We start from the raw sequence: 16,366 nt of genomic DNA on the forward strand, positions 1-16,366 counted from the left end.
TCGCGTGTCATACCGCGACCAGGCGCAATTTTTTTGGGCTCGTCACCGATTTCCGGCGTGAACGAAGGTCACTTGCCGACCCAACCCGGCCGGTGGACGAATCATCAAGGTGTAATCTAGGGAGACGCCTACCGCTGCAGCGTCGATGCTGCGTAAATGCCGTGGCGCAAATGGCGTTCTGAGCGCATCCTGCCCGGTTGTGGCGGACGAATGTGGCGTCCTCTTGGCCCAACGCCGGGCAGCAGCCTGCAGCAAAGTGCAAGATGAACCCTTCACATGGTTTCAGCGCCGATGGGTAACAGCCTAAGCCTTCAAATCTTGTGGGAGGACGGCGAGCGCGTCTTCTGTCGAGGCCAGCGCCCGGGCAATAGCGGCGCCGACAACGTTCTGATTGTGCGGCCCGCCGCCGACTATCCATCGTCCGCCAGCCTCGATCGCCTCGCTCACGAATTCAGGCTGAAGGATGAACTCGATAGCGCGTGGGCGGTGCGGCCGCTGGAGCTTCTGCGCGAAGACGGCCGGACCTTATTGGTGCTCGAGGATCCGGGGGGGGAGCCGCTCGAGCGGCTGCTCGCCGCGCCCATGGAGGTGGGGAGTGTCTTGCACTTCGCCGTCGGCATCGCGGCGGCGCTGGGCCAACTCCATCAGCGCGGCCTCGTCCATAAGGACCTCAAGCCCGCCCATATCCTCGTGAACTGCACGGACGGACGGGCGCGGCTCACCGGCTTCGGCATCGCCTCGCGGCTGCCGCGCGAGCACCAGGCGCCCGAGCCGCCCGAAACCATTGCCGGCACGCTCGCCTACATGGCGCCCGAACAAACCGGTCGGATGAATCGCTCCATCGATTCGCGCAGCGACCTCTATTCGCTCGGCGTCGTGCTCTACCAGATGCTCACCGGCGCGCTGCCTTTTTCGGCGGCCGACCCGATGGAATGGGTGCACTGCCATATCGCCCGAAAGCCGGTGCCGCCCAGCGAGCGCCTGACGCCGGTACCGGCTCCGCTCTCCCACATCGTCATGAAGCTGCTCGCCAAGACGGCCGAGGAGCGCTACCAGACCGCGGCCGGCGCCGAGCAGGATCTGCGACGCTGCCTCGCTGGCTGGGAGCGCGATCGCCAGGTCGATGCGTTCCCGCTGGGGGAACACGACACGCCCGACCGGCTGGTGATCCCCGAGAAGCTGTACGGCCGGGAGCGCGAGGTCGATACGTTGCTCGCGGCCTTCGACCGCGTGGTCACAAGCGGCGCAACGGAACTGGTGCTGGTCTCGGGGTATTCCGGCATCGGAAAAACCTCCGTCGTCAATGAGTTGCACAAGGTGCTGGTGCCGCCGCGGGGGCTCTTTGCATCCGGCAAGTTCGACCAGTACAAGCGCGACATTCCCTATTCGACGCTGGTGCAGGCTTTCCAGAGCCTGGTGCGGCCGCTGCTCGGCAAGCGGGACACCGAACTGGCGAGCTGGCGCGGCGCGCTGCTGGAGGCCCTGGAGCCGAATGCGCGGCTCATGACCGACCTCATCCCCGAGCTGAAGCTCATCACGGGTGACCAGCCGCCGGTGCCGGAGCTTGAGCCGCAGCAGGCGCAAAGCCGCTTTCAGCTCGTGATTCGCCGATTCATTGGTGTTTTCGCCCGGCCGGAACATCCGCTGGCTCTCTTCCTCGATGATCTTCAATGGCTCGACGCGGCGACGCTCGACTTGCTGGAGGATCTGCTGACACGGTCGGACCTGCAGCACCTGATGGTGATCGGCGCCTATCGGGACAATGAAGTCGATGCCGCGCATCCGTTGATGCGCAAGCTGCAAGCCATCAGGAACGCTGGCGGGAAGGTAGAGGAGATCGCGCTTGCACGGCTTGCCCGTGAACATCTCGGGCAGTTGATTGCGGATTCGGTTTGCTGCGAACCGGCGCGCGTCGCGCCGCTGGCGCAGCTGGTGCATGAGAAGACCGCCGGCAATCCGTTCTTCGTGATTCAGTTTCTCTACTCGCTCGCCGAAGAGGGCTTGTTCCACTTCGATCATGACGCGATGTGCTGGGCCTGGGATCTCGATCGCATTCACGCCAAAGGTTACACCGACAATGTCGTGGATCTGATGGTCAGCAAACTGAGCCGCTTGCCAGTCGAAACACAACACGCGGTGCAGCAGCTTGCCTGCCTCGGCAACATCGCCGAGATCCCGATATTGTCGACCGTTCTCGCGACCTCGGAGAAGCAGGTCCATACGGTTCTCTGGGAGGCCGTCCGTCAGGAACTGGTCGAGCGCCTGGAGGGCTCTTACAAGTTTATTCATGACCGTGTCCAGGAAGCCGCCTATTCACTGATCCCGAAAGCAATGCGCGCTGAGGTCCATCTCCGGATCGGTCGCCTGCTCGTCACGCGAACTCCCGCCGAGAAGCGGGAGGAGGCGATCTTCGAGATCGTCAATCAGCTCAACCGCGGCGCTGCGCTGATCACGCAGCAAGAGGAACGGGACCAACTCGCCGAGCTCAACCTGATTGCGGGAAAGCGGGCCAAGGGGTCCACCGCCTATGCCTCGGCGCTCACCTATCTCAATATCGGCGTGGCGCTCTTGGCGGAGGATAGCTGGGACCGCCACCACGAGATAATCTTCGCGCTGGAGCTGAACCGGGCCGAATGCGAATTCTTGACCGGCGAGTTATCTGTTGCGGACGAGCGCCTGGCGGCACTGTCAGATCACGCCACGACGACGGTCGAACAAGCCATCGTCGCGTGCTTGCACATGGATGTCTGCCTGGTCCTCGATCAGAGCAGCCGCGCCATTATCGTCGGCCTCAGTTGCCTCCGGCACTTCGGTATCGAGTGGTCGCCCCATCCGAAAGACGAAGCGGTACGACGCGAATACGAGCGCATCTGGTCAACCCTTGGGGACCGGGCAATCGACGATCTTATCGATTTGCCGCTGATGGAGGACCCGGCGTCCCTGGCAACCATCGATGTTCTGATGAAGCTCTGGACGCCGGCCTTGTACACCGATGAGAACCTGGCTTCCCTGACCATCTGCAAGGCGGTCAGTCTGAGCCTTGAGCGCGGCAACTGCGATGCTTCCTGTTTCGCCTATGTCATTCTCATCAGAATCGCAGGACCGCATTTCGGCGACTACAAGGCCGGATTCCGATTCGGCCAGCTAGGCTACGACCTCGTCGAACGGCGCGGGCTAAAACGCCTCGAGGCGAGAACCTTTGTTTGCTTCGCGCTTTTTGTCGTGCCCTGGATGAAACACGTGGGGGCTTGCCGTGATCTGCAGCGCCGCGCTTTCGAAGCGGCGAACCGCGTCGGTGATCTCCAGTATGCCGCCTACACGCGCAACGATCTGAACTCGAACCTTATTTTTTCCGGCGAGTCGCTGTCCGAGGCGCAAACCGAAGCCGAACACGGCCTCGCGTTCGCGGAGAAGTCGCGGTTCGGCCTTGCCATTGACATCATCTCAACGCAAGTCGCGCTGATTCGGACTCTCCGGGGACTCACGCCAGAATTTGGTTGCTTTGACGATAGTCAGTTTGATGAACTTCGGATCGAGCGCCGTTTTTCAGAGAATCCGGAACTGGCGATTGCCGCGTGCTGGTACTGGATCCGGAAGTTGCAGGCGCGCTGTATCGCCGGCGACCATGCGACGGCCATGGACGCCGCAGCGATGGCGCAAGGGCTGCTCTGGACCACGGCCTCGTTCTTCGAGGAAGCCGAATATCACTTCTACGGCGCGTTGTCCCACGCCGCCTGCTGCGATTCCGGACTAGCCCACGAGCGACAACAACACCTGGATGCTCTGGCTACGCATCACAGGCAACTGAAGGTCTGGGCGGAGAATTGCCCGGAAAATTTCGAGAACCGCGCCGCGCTGGTGGGCGCGGAGATTGCCCGGATCGAAGACCGCAATTTTGATGCGATGCGCCTTTACCAACAGGCCATCCGCTCGGCACGCGCAAACGGCTTTCTGCACATCGAGGCGCTTGCCAACGAACTCGCCGCGCGATTCTACGCGGCGCGTGAATTCGAGGTCATCGCCGAGACCTATTTGCACAACGCTCGCTACTGCTACCTGCGTTGGCGAGCCGAGGGGAAGGTGCGGCAACTCGAGCAGATGTATCCGCACCTCAGAACGAAAGAGCTCGCGCCCGGCCCAACGGGCACGATCGCGACGCCGGTCGAACACCTCGATCTCGCGACCGTGATTAAGGTGTCGCAGGCGGTCTCGGGAGACATCGTCCTGGAAAAGCTGATCGAGATGGTCATGCGTACGGCGATTGAACAGGCAGGCGCCGAACGAGGTCTGTTGATTCTTCCGGACGGCGGCGAACAACGGATAACCGCGGAAGCGACGACTGGCGGCGAAACTGTCGTCGTGCATCTACAGGACGAGCCCGTGACCGCGGCGGTGCTGCCGGAGTCTGTCCTCTATTACGTCCTGCGGACCCGGGAGAGCGTGATCCTCGACGATGCCGTGGCCGATCCATCGTTTGCTGCAGATCCTTACATTGGTCAGCAACGTGCTCGTTCCATTCTCTGCTTGCCGTTGATGAATCAGGCGAAGCTCACTGGTGCGCTTTACCTCGAAAACAATCTCACTACGCGCGTGTTCACCCCCGCTCGCATCGCCGTACTGAGGCTGGTGGCCTCGCAGGCCGCGATCGCGCTGGAAAACGCCCATCTGTACCACGAACTCGTGGAGCGCGAAGCGAAGATCCGGCGCCTCGTCGACGCCAACATCATCGGGATCATCGTCTGGAATGCCGGTGGTGACATCCTTGAGGCCAATGACGCATTTCTTCGCATGGTGGGATACGCGCGTGACGATCTCGTCGCAGGTTGCGTACGCTGGAGGGATCTGACACCGCCGGAATGGCGCGAGGGCGACGAACGAGCGCTACGAGAGATCGGGGAGACGGGGCGCGCGCAGCCCTTCGAGAAAGAGTTTGTCAAAAAGGACGGCAGCCGCGTGCCCGTCATGGTCGGTGCGGCCACGTTCGAAGCAAGTCGGAAGGAAGGTGTCGCTTTCGTGCTCGATCTGACCGAGCGCAAGCAGGCGGAGGAAAGCGTCCGCGAGAGCGAGCGACGCTATCGCGAGGTGCAGACGGAATTGGCACATGCGAACCGCGTCGCCACGATGGGGCAGCTCGGGTCCTCGATTGCTCACGAAATCAAGCAGCCGATCGCCGCGACGGTGACCAATGCCCAGGCTGCGCTGCGGTGGCTGAGCGCCCAGCCGCCTGACCTGGAGGAGATTCGGCAGGTGCTCAGCCGTATCGTCAACGACGGCAATCGAGCGCTTGCCGTGATTGGCCGCATCCGTGAACTGGTCAAGAAAGCGCCACCACTGAAGGAACCGTTGGACATCAACAAGGCAATCCACGAAGTGATTGAGCTCACCCGTGGGGAAGCACGGAAGCACGGCGCCTCAGTGCAGACGCATCTCGCGGACCGATTACCGCTCATTCAAGGAGATCGGGTCCAATTGCAGCAAGTCCTCCTCAACTTGCTCATCAACGCGATGGAGGCTATGGGGGGTGTCGGCGACGGCGTGCGGGAATTGCTGATCAGTACGGGGGATGACGCGGACGCTGGCTGCGTGCTCGTGGCGGTGAGCGATTCGGGGCCGGGCTTTGCCCCACACAGCGCCGAGCACATTTTCGCCCCCTTCTACACGACCAAGTCCACCGGCTTGGGGATGGGGCTGTCCATCTGCCGTTCGATCATCGAAGCACACGGCGGCCGATTGTGGGCGAGCGCGAACGTGCCCCGCGGCGCGATCTTTCGGTTCACGGTGCCCGCCCATCCAGCCGTTTCAGCGTGATACGCAGCGAACGGGCCAGATAGCGGCCCCGAAAGCGGCCGCTGCCGCAGCAGGCGTCAGCGGATCGCACCCGCGTCGCGCAGCGCCGCAAGCTCCTGCGCGGAGAACCCCCAGTCGCCCAGCACCTCGTCCGTGTGCTGTCCGGGGCGGGCCGGCGGCCGCTGGATGCTTCCCGGCGTGCGGCTGAAGCGTGGCGCCGGCGCGGGCTGCACCACGCCCTCGACTTCGACAAAGGTCTTGCGCGCCTGCAGGTGGATGCTGTGGGGGGCCTCCCCCATCGACAGGATGGGCGTGATGCAGGTCTCGGCACCGCCAGCGAGCGCCGCCCACTCATCGCGGGTGCGAGTCCGGAACGCGGCGGCGAACTGCCCGCGCATCGCCGGCCAGCCGGCGCGGTCGTGCTGGCCGGGCAGCTTGTCGACGTCGAGCCCGAGCAGCTTCACGGCGTTGCGATAAAAACGCGTCTCATTGGCGCCGATGCCGACATGCTTGCCGTCCTTCGTCTCGTACACGTTGTACCAGGGCGCGCCAGAATCGAGCCGGTTGGTGCCGCGCTCGTCGGTCCAGTACCCTGCTGCCCTCAGGCCGTAGATCAGCGTCATCAGCGATGCGGATCCGTCCACCATCGCGGCATCCACCACCTGGCCCCGCCCCGACATGCGGCTCTCGAGGATGGCGCTCACCACGCCCAGCGCCAGGTACAGCGAGCCGCCGCCGAAATCGCCCGCGAGATTGAGCGGGATCGACGGCGCCTCGCCGGCCTTGCCGACGGAATGCAGCACGCCCGTCAGCGCGATGTAGTTGATGTCGTGCCCCGGTTCCTGGGCCAGCGGCCCGTCCTGCCCCCAGCCGGTCATGCGGCCGTAGACCAGTCGCGGGTTGACCTTGTGGCAATCGTCCGGGCCCAGCTCGAGCCGTTCGGCCACGCCGGGGCGGAAGCCCTCGATTACGGCGTCGGCCTGGCTGACCAGCCGCAACACCGTTGCGACCGCTTCTGGCTGCTTGAGGTCCATGGCCGCGCTGCGGCGGCCGCGATTGAGCAGGTCGAAGCGTGCCTCGACCGGCGCGCCGCCGTCGGAGGGTGACGGACGGTCGATGCGGATGATGTCGGCGCCCAGGTCCGACAACAACATGCAGCAGAACGGCCCCGGGCCGATGCCGCCCAGTTCCACGATCTTGATGCCCGCAAGGGGCCCGGCTGGCGTTTGCGCCATGGCTTTTGTCTCCTGGGAATCGCTGGCCTGTTCCGGGCCCGGCGGGCCGGGCCTCTGTCAGACATGGCTACTCCGGCTTGTAGTTCATTTCAGCAAAGAGGTTCTTCCAGACGTTGGCCTCTTCAGCAAGTTGCTTCGCAAACGCAGACGGCGACGACGCCACCATGCGGCCGCTCAGGCGCGACTCGATGCTGCTCCGGAATGCCTTGTCCGCTTCCAGCGTGCTGAAGTCGTGCGCAATGCGGTCCACCACCGCCGCCGGCGTTCCCTTCGGGACAAAGATGCCAGCCCACAGCAGCGGCAAGTAGCCCTTGTAGCCCACCGCCTCGGCCAGTGTCGGCAGCTCAGGGAAGCTGGCGTAACGCTCGGCGCTGATGGCAGCCAGCGGCTTGAGCTTGCCTGAGTCGATCTGCGACTTCATCGAGCTCGGCGTGTTGACCAGGAACTGCGCGTCGTTGCGCATTGCCGCGAGATTCATGGCGCCGATGCTGTTGAAGTCCAGCGGCGTGTACTTCAGGCCCAGCGACTTGTTGAGCAGGGCCATGGTCAGGTTGAAGACCGAAGTCTGGCCCGTGCCGGCGAAGAACAGCCCGTTGGGGCTGCCCTTGCTCAGGTCGACCAGTTCGCGCAGCGTCTTCGCTTTCGGGGCGGTTTCTGCATTCACCGCGATGACGAGCTGGTAGTTGATGACCTTGTACACCGGCACCAGGTCGGTCATCGGGTCGAACTTCAGGTTCCTGGTGGTGAACTTGGGCAGGATCGAGCTTTGCGTGCCCAGCAGGAGGGTATGGCCATCTGTGGCGTTGACGACATATTCAGTGCCGATGACACCGCCCGCTCCGGGCTTGTTCTCGACGATCACCGGCTGCTTCCAGATGCCTTCGAGGCGCTGCGCCAGGGTCCGGGCCAGGATATCGCCGGTGGAGCCCGCCGCGACCGCGATCACGATCCTCACAGGCCGGGTCGGCCATTCCGCGGCCGCGGCCGGCCTGGGAAGGGATAGCGCCGCACAGGCGGCCAGGCCGGCGGCACCCGCCAGCCGAAGCCAGCGGCGGCGGCCGGCCGCTGCTAGTCGTACTGTCATGTCTCTCTCCGTTCTATGCGTTATATGTCGTGCGCTGCGTCAGTCCTGGGCGAACACCGGTAGCGCCTGCCCGCCGCGTTCGATCATGCGCGCGTGCACGCGGTTGCCGATCTGCATCGACTCGGGCGGACCTTCGATCTGCGTGAACAGGAAATAGCCTTCGTCCATTTCGACAAAGCCGACCGTGTACGGCGCGATCGCGGCAAAGGCCGGCGTCGGCCCCCGCATCACGGTGCTGTACGAATACAGCCTGCCGCGTCCGGCGGAGACTTCCCATGCGAGCTGGTCGGCGCTGCAGTGCGGACAGAAGGAATGGGCCGGCCAGACCGCCTGGCCGCATCCGCCGCAACGCTGGTATTTCAGCAGTCCGGCGCCCAGGCCTTCCCAGTAGGGCCTGGCATCGAGAAGCTGGTACGGCTGCGGCCAGCCGTCTTGCGTTTGGATCATCACTGGCTCCGATGGAAATCAGGTGGAGGAAGACAGCAGCAGCACGCTGCCAGCGGCCAGCATGCCCCCGGCACCCTGCACCAGCACTGTCTTCGGCCGGCGCGCGGGCGCCAGCCCGAGCGCTTCGCCGCGCAACTGGCGCACGGCCTCGACCATGCTGTCCATGTTGCAGGAGATGCCCGGCTGGCCGAACGACAGCCAGCCGCCGTTGGTGTCGGTGGGCAGGTCGCCGTCCACACCGGTGCGTCCTTCGCGGTACAGGTCGATTCCCCGGCCCTTCTTCGCGAAGCCCAGGTCTTCCATGACGATCGGCCCCATGTGCGCGAAGTTCACCGAGATCTGCGCCATGTCGATGTCAGCCGGCGACAGCCCCGACATGGCATAGGCCTGCCTCGCCGCCGCCGCCGTTGCGGTGTAGGTCAGGTTGGGCATCGGGCCGAGCTCGGGGAACTTGCACGACCGCATGTTCATGCGATCGCCCAGGTACTCGTGCGTCGTGGCTGATCCGTAGCCCATCAGGTAGATGGGGTTGCACGCCGCCTTTGCCCGTTCCGGCGAGGTGACCACCAGCGCGCCGCCGGTGCCGCCGCCCCAGGTGGAGCACATCCAGCGCCGCAGCGGCGTGGCGACATAGGGCGAGGCCAGCACGGTCTCGCGGTCGATCTCGCCGAAGCGCGCCTTGGCAGCATGCGGGTGATGCACGCCCCAGCGCTGGTTGGCCACCGCCACCTCCGCGAGGTCCGCCTCGGTCAGGCCGAACTCATGAAGGTAGCGGCACGCAGCCTGGCCGTATAGCGCAGGGATGATCGGGCCATACGGCACCTCGAATTGCGGATCGGCATCGGCCTCGGCACCCATCGCCACGGCATCGACAAACAGCTCGGTCGCGTCGCTCTGCAGGCACAGCACGTACTCTGCCTGGCCCGCAGCGATCATCTCCGAGGCCACCGCCAGCGTCGCCGTTAGCCCGGCGCCGTGCATGGTGATCTCGCTGGTGCGCTTAACCGGCATCTGCATATGCGAGATGAAGATGTTGCTCCACTGCGAGCGCTTGTCCGCCCAGGGCGAGCGGCCGGTGTACACGGCATCGACCTGGTCCTTGCTGATGCCCGCGTCCTGCAGCGCGCGCCGCGTGGCTTCGGCGGCGAGCTGCAGCGGGTCTTTGCGATTCGCGCGGGACGCGTAGGCGTCGCCCATCCCGACGATGGCTGCCACTGGCTTGGTCGACATGGCCGCCACGCCTCAGGCCGCCTTGAGTTCGGGCAGCGACGACGCGATCAGCGCGTCGAGGTCTTCGCGGCTGCGCAGCATCAGCAGGCTCCATTCGCCCTGCTGCAGCAGGTCACCGTTCTGGTTGATCGCCTTGATGAGGAACTTGATCACGCCATACTTCTCGTCCTTCTCCTTCTTGCCGATCACCTCGCACACCGCGTAAATGGTGTCGTTGATGTACACCGGGCTGCGGAAGCGCATATTGTCGATGCCGTAGTTCGCCTGGATGCCCAGGCCAAACTGGATCAGGCCGGTGACGATCGAGTAGGTCAGCGAACCCTGCACCAGGCGCTGGCCGAAGCGGGTCTTGGAGGCGTAGTGGGTGTTGGAGTGGATCTCGATCCAGTTGCCGGTCAGTGCGCAGTAGTTGACCACGTCGGCTTCGGTGACGGTGCGCCCGCCCGAGCGGAAGATCTGGCCTACCTGCAGCTCGTCAAAGGTCTGGTCGATGCGGTTGTTGATAGCGCGCTTGGTCGTGTCGGTCATTTTGCTGGTTCCTTGAAGTGTTGGCGCTGTCAGCCCATCCGCATGGACTTGGCAATGATGGTCTTCTGGATCTGCGAGGTGCCGCCGCCGATGGTGGACTGGACGCTTTCGCGCAGGTAGCGCTCCATGTCGGCTTCCGGCAGGTTGGCGTAGCCGCCCAGCACCTGCATGCCGGTCAGCGCGCAGTGCTTCAGCGTCTCCGAGCCGTACAGCTTGGCCATCGACACTTCACGGCTGCAAGGCACGTCCGCGGCAGCCATCTGCGCGGCCCGGTAGCACAGCAGGCGTGCTGCATCCACCTGGGTCTGGCAATCGGCCAGCATGTGCTTGAGCACCTGGAAGTCCCAAAGCTGCTTGCCGAACTGGATACGCTCGTGGGCATAGCGCACCGCCGTCGACACCGCCGTCTGCGCGTTGCCGACGTAGGCCGCTGCCACCGAGCAACGTTCGAGTTCCAGGTGCTTGGTGATGATTTCCCAGCCCTGGCCTTCCTCGCCGAGCATCGCATCGCCCGGCACGCGCACTTCGTCCAGGAAGATCTCGGTGGTGCCGGTCGCATGCCGCGACAGCGTCGGCAGCTTGTTGATCACGAGGCCCGGCGTGGTGTTCGGAATCAGGAGCACGGAAAGGCCGCCGTGCTTGTTGTCGGCATCCGTGCGTACCAGCATGGCGATGACCGTATCATTGGCCGCCGCGCCGCTGCACCACAGCTTCTGCCCGGAAACGATCCAGTCGCCGTTCGCGTCGCGACGGGCGCGGGTCTTCGTGTTGGAGGCATCGGAGCCGGCGTCGGGCTCGGAGATCGACACGGAGAAGCGGATCTTGCCCTCGATAAATGGCTGGATGTACTTGTCCTTCTGCGCGGCCGTGCCGTACTTTGCGATGTTCATCGCCGTGAAGGTCGGCACCAGGACCGCTGCAGCAAAATCGAAGCCGAACTTGCCAAGGCCTTCGGCCATAAGGGTGTAGTCGAAGATGTCACCGCCGGCACCGCCCTCTTCCTCCGTGAACAGCAGCCCCAGCCAGCCCTGCCTGGCAATCTTGTCGTAGGCCTCGTAGGGATAGTCACGGTTCTGGTCGCACTTGCGCACGTACTCGACCGTGACCTCGTTGTCCATGAAACGGTTCACGGTATCCAGCCACAAGGCCTGCGATTCATTCAGGAAATTCGATTGCACTGTATTGCCTCCATTGGTTTGCGTTGGCATCTGCCTGCATTGCAGCGAACCCTTGCTGCGATGCGTGTTGGAAGCGTAGTGATGTGCAGCCGGCAAGCCAACTGGCCTTTTCCGAAGCGGCGATTCGGTGGGATCGAAGTGAGCCGGAGGAGGCGCCCGGATGCGCAGCCGCGCAGTGGTGCGCGGTGGCGCTTAGCCCTGCCCTGAAACGGCGGGCTCGCCGTGCGGGCGGTCGAGCAGCTGCTTCATCAGTGCGGCGGCAGGCGGGCTCAGGACACGACCTCGTGCCGTGGCGATATGGGTGGTGCGCACGGCCCATGACTCGTCGATGGCAACGCTGGTGACCTGGTCGAACATATCGTGGCTGAGCAGGCATTCGGGCAGAACGGTCACGCCCAGTCCGGCCTGCACCAGACTGGTCGCGACCCCGGCGCTGACGACGTGGAACGGTGGGGCGAACTCTGCGCCCAGGCGTTTGGCCGCGGCGCGGAACATGCCCAGCATCGATTCCACCGGGATCAGCCGTTCCGGCAGCAGGTCTTCGAACCTGACCGTTTCGCGCGCGCTGAGCGCGTGCGTGTTGGGCACCACGGCGACCAGCCGATCGCGGCGGTACGGCGTCACGTCGACGCCCCCAAGCTCAAGCTCGTGGGCCATGGCGAACACGCCTACGTCGGCATCGCCGCGCGACACCGCCTCGATGATCGCGGCGTTCTCGACTTCGCGCACCACCAGCTCCACCAGCGGGAAATCGCGCGCGTAGTCGCCCAGCTCACGGGCAAGAAAGGGAGCGATGATCGACCGTGCCGAAGCCACCACCACCTTGCCGCGCATGCCTTCGGTGAAGGCGGAGATCTCGGAGCGCAGGTTCTCGATGCTGTCCAGGATCTCGCGTGCGTAGCGCACCAGCACCGCGCCCGCGGGACTGGGCACGACGCCCTTGGGTCCGCGTTCGAGCAGCTTGACGCCGGCAATATCTTCCAGGTCCTGGATCCGCTTGGTCGCCGTTGAAGCGGCAATATTCTCGCGGATCGCGGCGCGACCGATCTGCTGCTCTTCGACAGCGGACAGGAACAGCCGCAAGGTAAACAGGTCGACTTGCCGGATCAGGTGCAGGCGGTTGAATTCGGTCATGAAAGGCTGGCGGGATGGTAAGGGGCCAGCCTATTTTGCCCGCCTTATTCGCGCGATGCCAGCCGCTCCTGCAGCACCTGCGCCATCGCCAGCAGGCGCGGCCCCAGCTCGCGTTCGACGCGGGCGCGCGCCATGCGCGCGGTGCGGCCGATGCAGGCCAGCACCAGCGGCGGCTGCTCCGGCACGCACACCGGCACGGCAACATTGGCCAGCTCAGGCTCCCATTCGCCGAGCGACATGCAGAAGCCCAGCTCATGGACCTGCGAGATCTTCTCGGCCATGCGCCGCCGCAGCATAGGCCAGTCGCGGCCGGCCTTGCGCTCCACATTGCCCTGCAGGTAGCAGCGCTCCAGTTCCGGGATCGCCGCAAGCAGCGCCGATCCCATCAGCGAAGACGCGATATGCAGGCGCGTTCCCGGCGTCAGGCGCAGGTCCAGCACCGCCTGGCTGCCGACCCGGCTGTCCAGTACGATCACATCGAGCCGGTCGCGCGTGCCGAGCACCACGTAGGTATCGGTCGCTTCGGCGAACTTGCGCATCTCGATGCTGGCCTCGCGCTGCACGGCAGGATCGGCGATCGCCGCATAGCCGAGCGCCAGCGAGGCGGCCGCAAGCCGGTACTTGCGCCGCACCTCGTCGTGGTGCAGGTAGCCCAGTGCGACCAGCGACTGCAGCAGCCGCGTGACCGTGGGCGCGGGGATGCCGGTTTCCAGCGAGATTTCCTGGTTGCCCAGCCAGGCCTGCTCCGGGCCGAAGGCGGCCAGCACGGCCAGGCCGCGTGCCAGCGGCACCACCCGCACCTGGCTTTCCGCCGTAGCGGACCGGCCCGGCCTGGGCCAGATCGCGCCGATGCCGGGTTGATGGTCTCGCGGCCTCGCGCCTGCTTGCTGCAACATGGGCGTCTCCGTATCCTTGGGTGTGCTTGCGCCCGATACCCACCTGCACGCGGCGCCTGGCCGACGCGCCCGTACCTGACGAACGTTAGGTAGAGTCTGAGCGCGGGATCGGTGGAGTTCCATGGGGGTTAACCCCCTTTGCGCGCGCGGCACCCACGCGCCGCGGTCACCACATCCCGGCGCCCGCGCGGCCCGGTCCGCCTTGCCCGCTCATTGCACGGAACGCCTGCAAGCCCGGCATTGACCTCGCCTGCCCCGCATTCCGACCATGCATGCATACGCGCACCCTGCACGCAGGGCTGCCAATAAAGATATCGAGACAGGAGACCGCAGCAATGACCCATCCCCTTCAACGCCTGTGCGGCGCGATCATCATGGCGCTGGCGGCAGCCCCGACATTCGCAGCGGACGCCTACCCGGCCAGGCCCGTGCGGATCATCGTCAACTCGGCGCCGGGCGCGCTGCTCGACGTCACGACCCGCGCCGTGGCGCAGCAGATGGCCGAGAATCTCGGCCAGCCCGTGGTCGTGGAAAACATGGCAGGGGCCGCCGGGATGCTTGGCATCCGTTATGTGAAAGCCCAGAAGCCGGATGGCTACACCATCCTCGCCACCGCCAATACCCTGGCGCTGGCGCAGGCCACCAAGCTGGAGCCGGGCTATGATCTGGCGCGGGACTTCACCGGCATCGGCATGATGAACAAGGCCCCGCTGATCATGGTGGGCTTCTCCGCCCAGCCGGACAAGACCCTGCCCCAGTTGATCGCGCATGCGAAAGCCAGCCCGGGCACGATGTCCTATGCCACCGCAGGCATGGGCACCAGTACCCATATGGCCGCCGCGCTGTTCGTGCACCAGGCCGGCATCAAGATGCTCCACGTACCCTACAAGGGCAACGCCGGCGCCATGCCGGACGTGCTTGGCGGCCGCGTCAACATGATCTTTGACGGCGCCAACTCGTCGGGCCCGTACGTCCAGGACGGCAAGCTGCGCGCGTTCGCGGTCTCGTCACCCAAGCGCCTGGCGGCGTTTCCCGATATTCCGACACTGGCCGAACAGGGCCTGCCCAACTACAGCTTCCATGTCTACATGGGCCTGGCGGCGCCTGCCGGTACATCAACGCCGGTGGTCATGCGGCTGGCGAAGGCATTGAAGGCGGCGCAGGCAAGCGAAGCCGTGCGCGAGCGGTTCCGCAGGGACAGCGCCGAAGCCGGCAACATGTCTCCGGAGGAATTCACCGAGTTCCTGCGCCAGGACCTGCAGCGCAACATCAAGGTCGTGGCGGACCTGGGCATCCCGAAGGAATAAGCCGAACGACAAGCCGAACTACAAGCCGAGCGGCCCCTGCCAGCCCCTGCCGCAGGGGCCCGACACCTTACCTGGAGAGAATGCAATGGCAACAACCATCGTCGAGCAACTGGCCGGCTTCAGCCAACAAGGCACCTACGACACGCTGCCCTCTGCCGTCGTGGACGAATGCAAGCGCATCGTCCTCGATTCGCTGGGATGCGCATTGGCCGCCGTCGACCAGCCCAAGGGCAAGATCGGCATCGACTACGGCGCACTGATGGGCGGCGCCGCGGGCGACGCCACCATCATCGGCACCGACCAGCGAGTGTCGGTCGTCGGCGCGGCCTTTGCCAACGGCGAACTGATCAACGCGCTCGACATGGATGCGGTGGTGCCGCCGGGCCACGTGACGCCCTATGTCCTGCCCGGTGCGCTGGCGGTCGGCGAAGCCATGGGCCGGTCCGGCCAGGACCTGATTGCCGCGCTGGCGGTCTCGCACGAGATGTCGTACCGGCTCGGCAAGGCCATGGACTACCTGCGCGACACCAAGGACGGCAAGGTCTCGCCGCCGAAGATCTATGGCTACAGCAGCACCGTTTTCGGCGCGACGGCGGCCATCGTCAAGCTGAAGGGACTGGGCGCGGAGACGACAGCGCATGCGCTCGGGATTGCCGGCAGCATCAGCCCGGTGAACTCGCAGGTCGCCTGGTTCCAGCATGCGCCCAGCTCCACCATCAAGTACCTGCTTGCCGGCGCGCTGACGCAGGCGGCCATGGCCGCCGCGCACATGGCCGAGTTCGGCCACCGTGGCGACCTGCAGATCCTCGATGACCGCGAATACGGTTTCCCGCGCTTCATCGGCACCACGCGCTGGGAGCCGGACCGCATCCTCGCGGCACTCGGCACCGACTGGCAGTTTCCCACCGAGCAGGCCTACAAGCCCTACCCGCACTGCCGCATCCTGCATGCGCTGCTGGACAGCCTCAACGAGATCGTCGACCAGAACGAACTGCGGCCGGACGAGATCGACGGCATCAAGGTCTGGGTCGAGGGTTTCGTCGAGCAGCCGGTTTGGCTCAACCGTGAGATCCGGCATGTGCACGACGCACAGTTCAGCATCGCGCACGGGATCGCGCTGGGTGCGCATCGCGTGCCGCCGGGCAAGGCCTGGCAGGATCCGGAACTGGTGTTTGGCGAATCCGTGATGCGCCTGATGAGCAAGGTCGAGCATGCGGTGCACCCCGACTACGTGGCGCTGCTGACCGGCCATGCCGCCAGCCGGCCGGCCAGGATCGAGGTGTCGGCGCGCGGCCAGACCTTTGCCGGCGAGCGGCGCTACCCGAAGGGGAGCCCCTCCCCCGATCCGGACAGCTACATGAGCACGGATGAGCTGGTGCAGAAGTTCCGTGACAACGCGCGGGATGTCATTCCCGACGCCAACATCGCTCGCGTCATCGACGCGGTGCTGGACCTGGAGAACGTGGGGAACATCGCGTCTATTCTTGCTGACGTACGGCCGGGAAAGCAATAGCGACGCAGAAGCCGGGGCCTGCACTGG

Annotated in this window: 11 protein-coding genes; 3 read left to right on the forward strand and 8 right to left on the reverse strand. The window is 65.1% G+C overall.

The features are described from left to right. Window positions 1-276: 276 nt before the first annotated feature. Window positions 277-5,808, forward strand: coding sequence for an ATP-binding sensor histidine kinase (locus tag ABNX08_RS26330; protein ID WP_022538632.1), 5,532 nt, complete (start codon window positions 277-279; stop codon window positions 5,806-5,808). 56 nt (window positions 5,809-5,864) lie between these two features. Here the strand turns inward: ABNX08_RS26330 and ABNX08_RS26335 are convergent, their stop codons facing one another. The 8 genes from ABNX08_RS26335 to ABNX08_RS26370 form a co-directional block, all read right to left on the reverse strand. Next, window positions 5,865-7,022 (reverse strand): CaiB/BaiF CoA-transferase family protein, encoded by a 1,158-nt coding sequence (locus tag ABNX08_RS26335; RefSeq protein ID WP_022538633.1) that lies wholly within the window; start codon window positions 7,020-7,022, stop codon window positions 5,865-5,867. Between the two features lie 67 nt (window positions 7,023-7,089). After that, the gene (locus tag ABNX08_RS26340) at window positions 7,090-8,106 is read right to left on the reverse strand and encodes a tripartite tricarboxylate transporter substrate binding protein (RefSeq protein ID WP_022538634.1); all 1,017 of its coding nucleotides are present in this window, start codon (window positions 8,104-8,106) and stop codon (window positions 7,090-7,092) included. Between the two features lie 39 nt (window positions 8,107-8,145). Then, entirely contained in the window at window positions 8,146-8,553 is a 408-nt protein-coding gene (locus ABNX08_RS26345; RefSeq protein ID WP_022538635.1) for a Zn-ribbon domain-containing OB-fold protein, read from the reverse strand. An 18-nt stretch (window positions 8,554-8,571) separates the two neighbouring features. Beyond that, a complete protein-coding gene (locus ABNX08_RS26350; protein ID WP_041681782.1) occupies window positions 8,572-9,783 on the reverse strand; it encodes a thiolase family protein in 1,212 nt (403 codons plus the stop codon). Between the two features lie 12 nt (window positions 9,784-9,795). Continuing rightward, a complete protein-coding gene (locus tag ABNX08_RS26355) occupies window positions 9,796-10,311 on the reverse strand; it encodes a MaoC/PaaZ C-terminal domain-containing protein (RefSeq protein WP_022538637.1) in 516 nt (171 codons plus the stop codon). Window positions 10,312-10,340: 29 nt separating this feature from the next. Beyond that, window positions 10,341-11,489, reverse strand: a complete 1,149-nt coding sequence (locus tag ABNX08_RS26360) for an acyl-CoA dehydrogenase family protein (protein WP_022538638.1) — start codon at window positions 11,487-11,489, stop codon at window positions 10,341-10,343. 192 nt (window positions 11,490-11,681) lie between these two features. Next, the gene (locus ABNX08_RS26365) at window positions 11,682-12,623 is read right to left on the reverse strand and encodes a LysR family transcriptional regulator (protein ID WP_022538639.1); all 942 of its coding nucleotides are present in this window, start codon (window positions 12,621-12,623) and stop codon (window positions 11,682-11,684) included. A 44-nt stretch (window positions 12,624-12,667) separates the two neighbouring features. Next, window positions 12,668-13,519 (reverse strand): IclR family transcriptional regulator, encoded by an 852-nt coding sequence (locus tag ABNX08_RS26370; RefSeq protein WP_022538640.1) that lies wholly within the window; start codon window positions 13,517-13,519, stop codon window positions 12,668-12,670. A gap of 335 nt (window positions 13,520-13,854) precedes the next feature. On the opposite strand from ABNX08_RS26370, the gene ABNX08_RS26375 reads away from it, so the two are divergent. After that, on the forward strand, window positions 13,855-14,826 hold the full coding sequence (locus tag ABNX08_RS26375; RefSeq protein WP_022538641.1) for a tripartite tricarboxylate transporter substrate binding protein: 972 nt from the start codon (window positions 13,855-13,857) through the stop codon (window positions 14,824-14,826). Between the two features lie 85 nt (window positions 14,827-14,911). Beyond that, entirely contained in the window at window positions 14,912-16,339 is a 1,428-nt protein-coding gene (locus ABNX08_RS26380) for an MmgE/PrpD family protein (RefSeq protein ID WP_022538642.1), read from the forward strand. The last annotated feature ends 27 nt before the right edge of the window (window positions 16,340-16,366 follow it).

The organism is Cupriavidus sp. DF5525 (assembly GCF_040149425.2).
GTDB classification, from domain to species: Bacteria; Pseudomonadota; Gammaproteobacteria; order Burkholderiales; family Burkholderiaceae; genus Cupriavidus; species Cupriavidus pickettii_A.

Bases quoted from the DNA above. Each gene is read 5' to 3' on its own strand.
- ABNX08_RS26345 (WP_022538635.1), bottom strand. From the start codon at position 8,553: ATGATCCAAACGCAAGACGGCTGGCCGCAGCCGTACCAGCTTCTCGAT.
- ABNX08_RS26380 (WP_022538642.1), top strand. From the start codon at position 14,912: ATGGCAACAACCATCGTCGAGCAACTGGCCGGCTTCAGCCAACAAGGC.
- ABNX08_RS26350 (WP_041681782.1), bottom strand. From the start codon at position 9,783: ATGTCGACCAAGCCAGTGGCAGCCATCGTCGGGATGGGCGACGCCTAC.
- ABNX08_RS26330 (WP_022538632.1), top strand. From the start codon at position 277: ATGGTTTCAGCGCCGATGGGTAACAGCCTAAGCCTTCAAATCTTGTGG.
- ABNX08_RS26355 (WP_022538637.1), bottom strand. From the start codon at position 10,311: ATGACCGACACGACCAAGCGCGCTATCAACAACCGCATCGACCAGACC.
- ABNX08_RS26375 (WP_022538641.1), top strand. From the start codon at position 13,855: ATGACCCATCCCCTTCAACGCCTGTGCGGCGCGATCATCATGGCGCTG.
- ABNX08_RS26370 (WP_022538640.1), bottom strand. From the start codon at position 13,519: ATGTTGCAGCAAGCAGGCGCGAGGCCGCGAGACCATCAACCCGGCATC.
- ABNX08_RS26335 (WP_022538633.1), bottom strand. From the start codon at position 7,022: ATGGCGCAAACGCCAGCCGGGCCCCTTGCGGGCATCAAGATCGTGGAA.
- ABNX08_RS26340 (WP_022538634.1), bottom strand. From the start codon at position 8,106: ATGACAGTACGACTAGCAGCGGCCGGCCGCCGCCGCTGGCTTCGGCTG.
- ABNX08_RS26365 (WP_022538639.1), bottom strand. From the start codon at position 12,623: ATGACCGAATTCAACCGCCTGCACCTGATCCGGCAAGTCGACCTGTTT.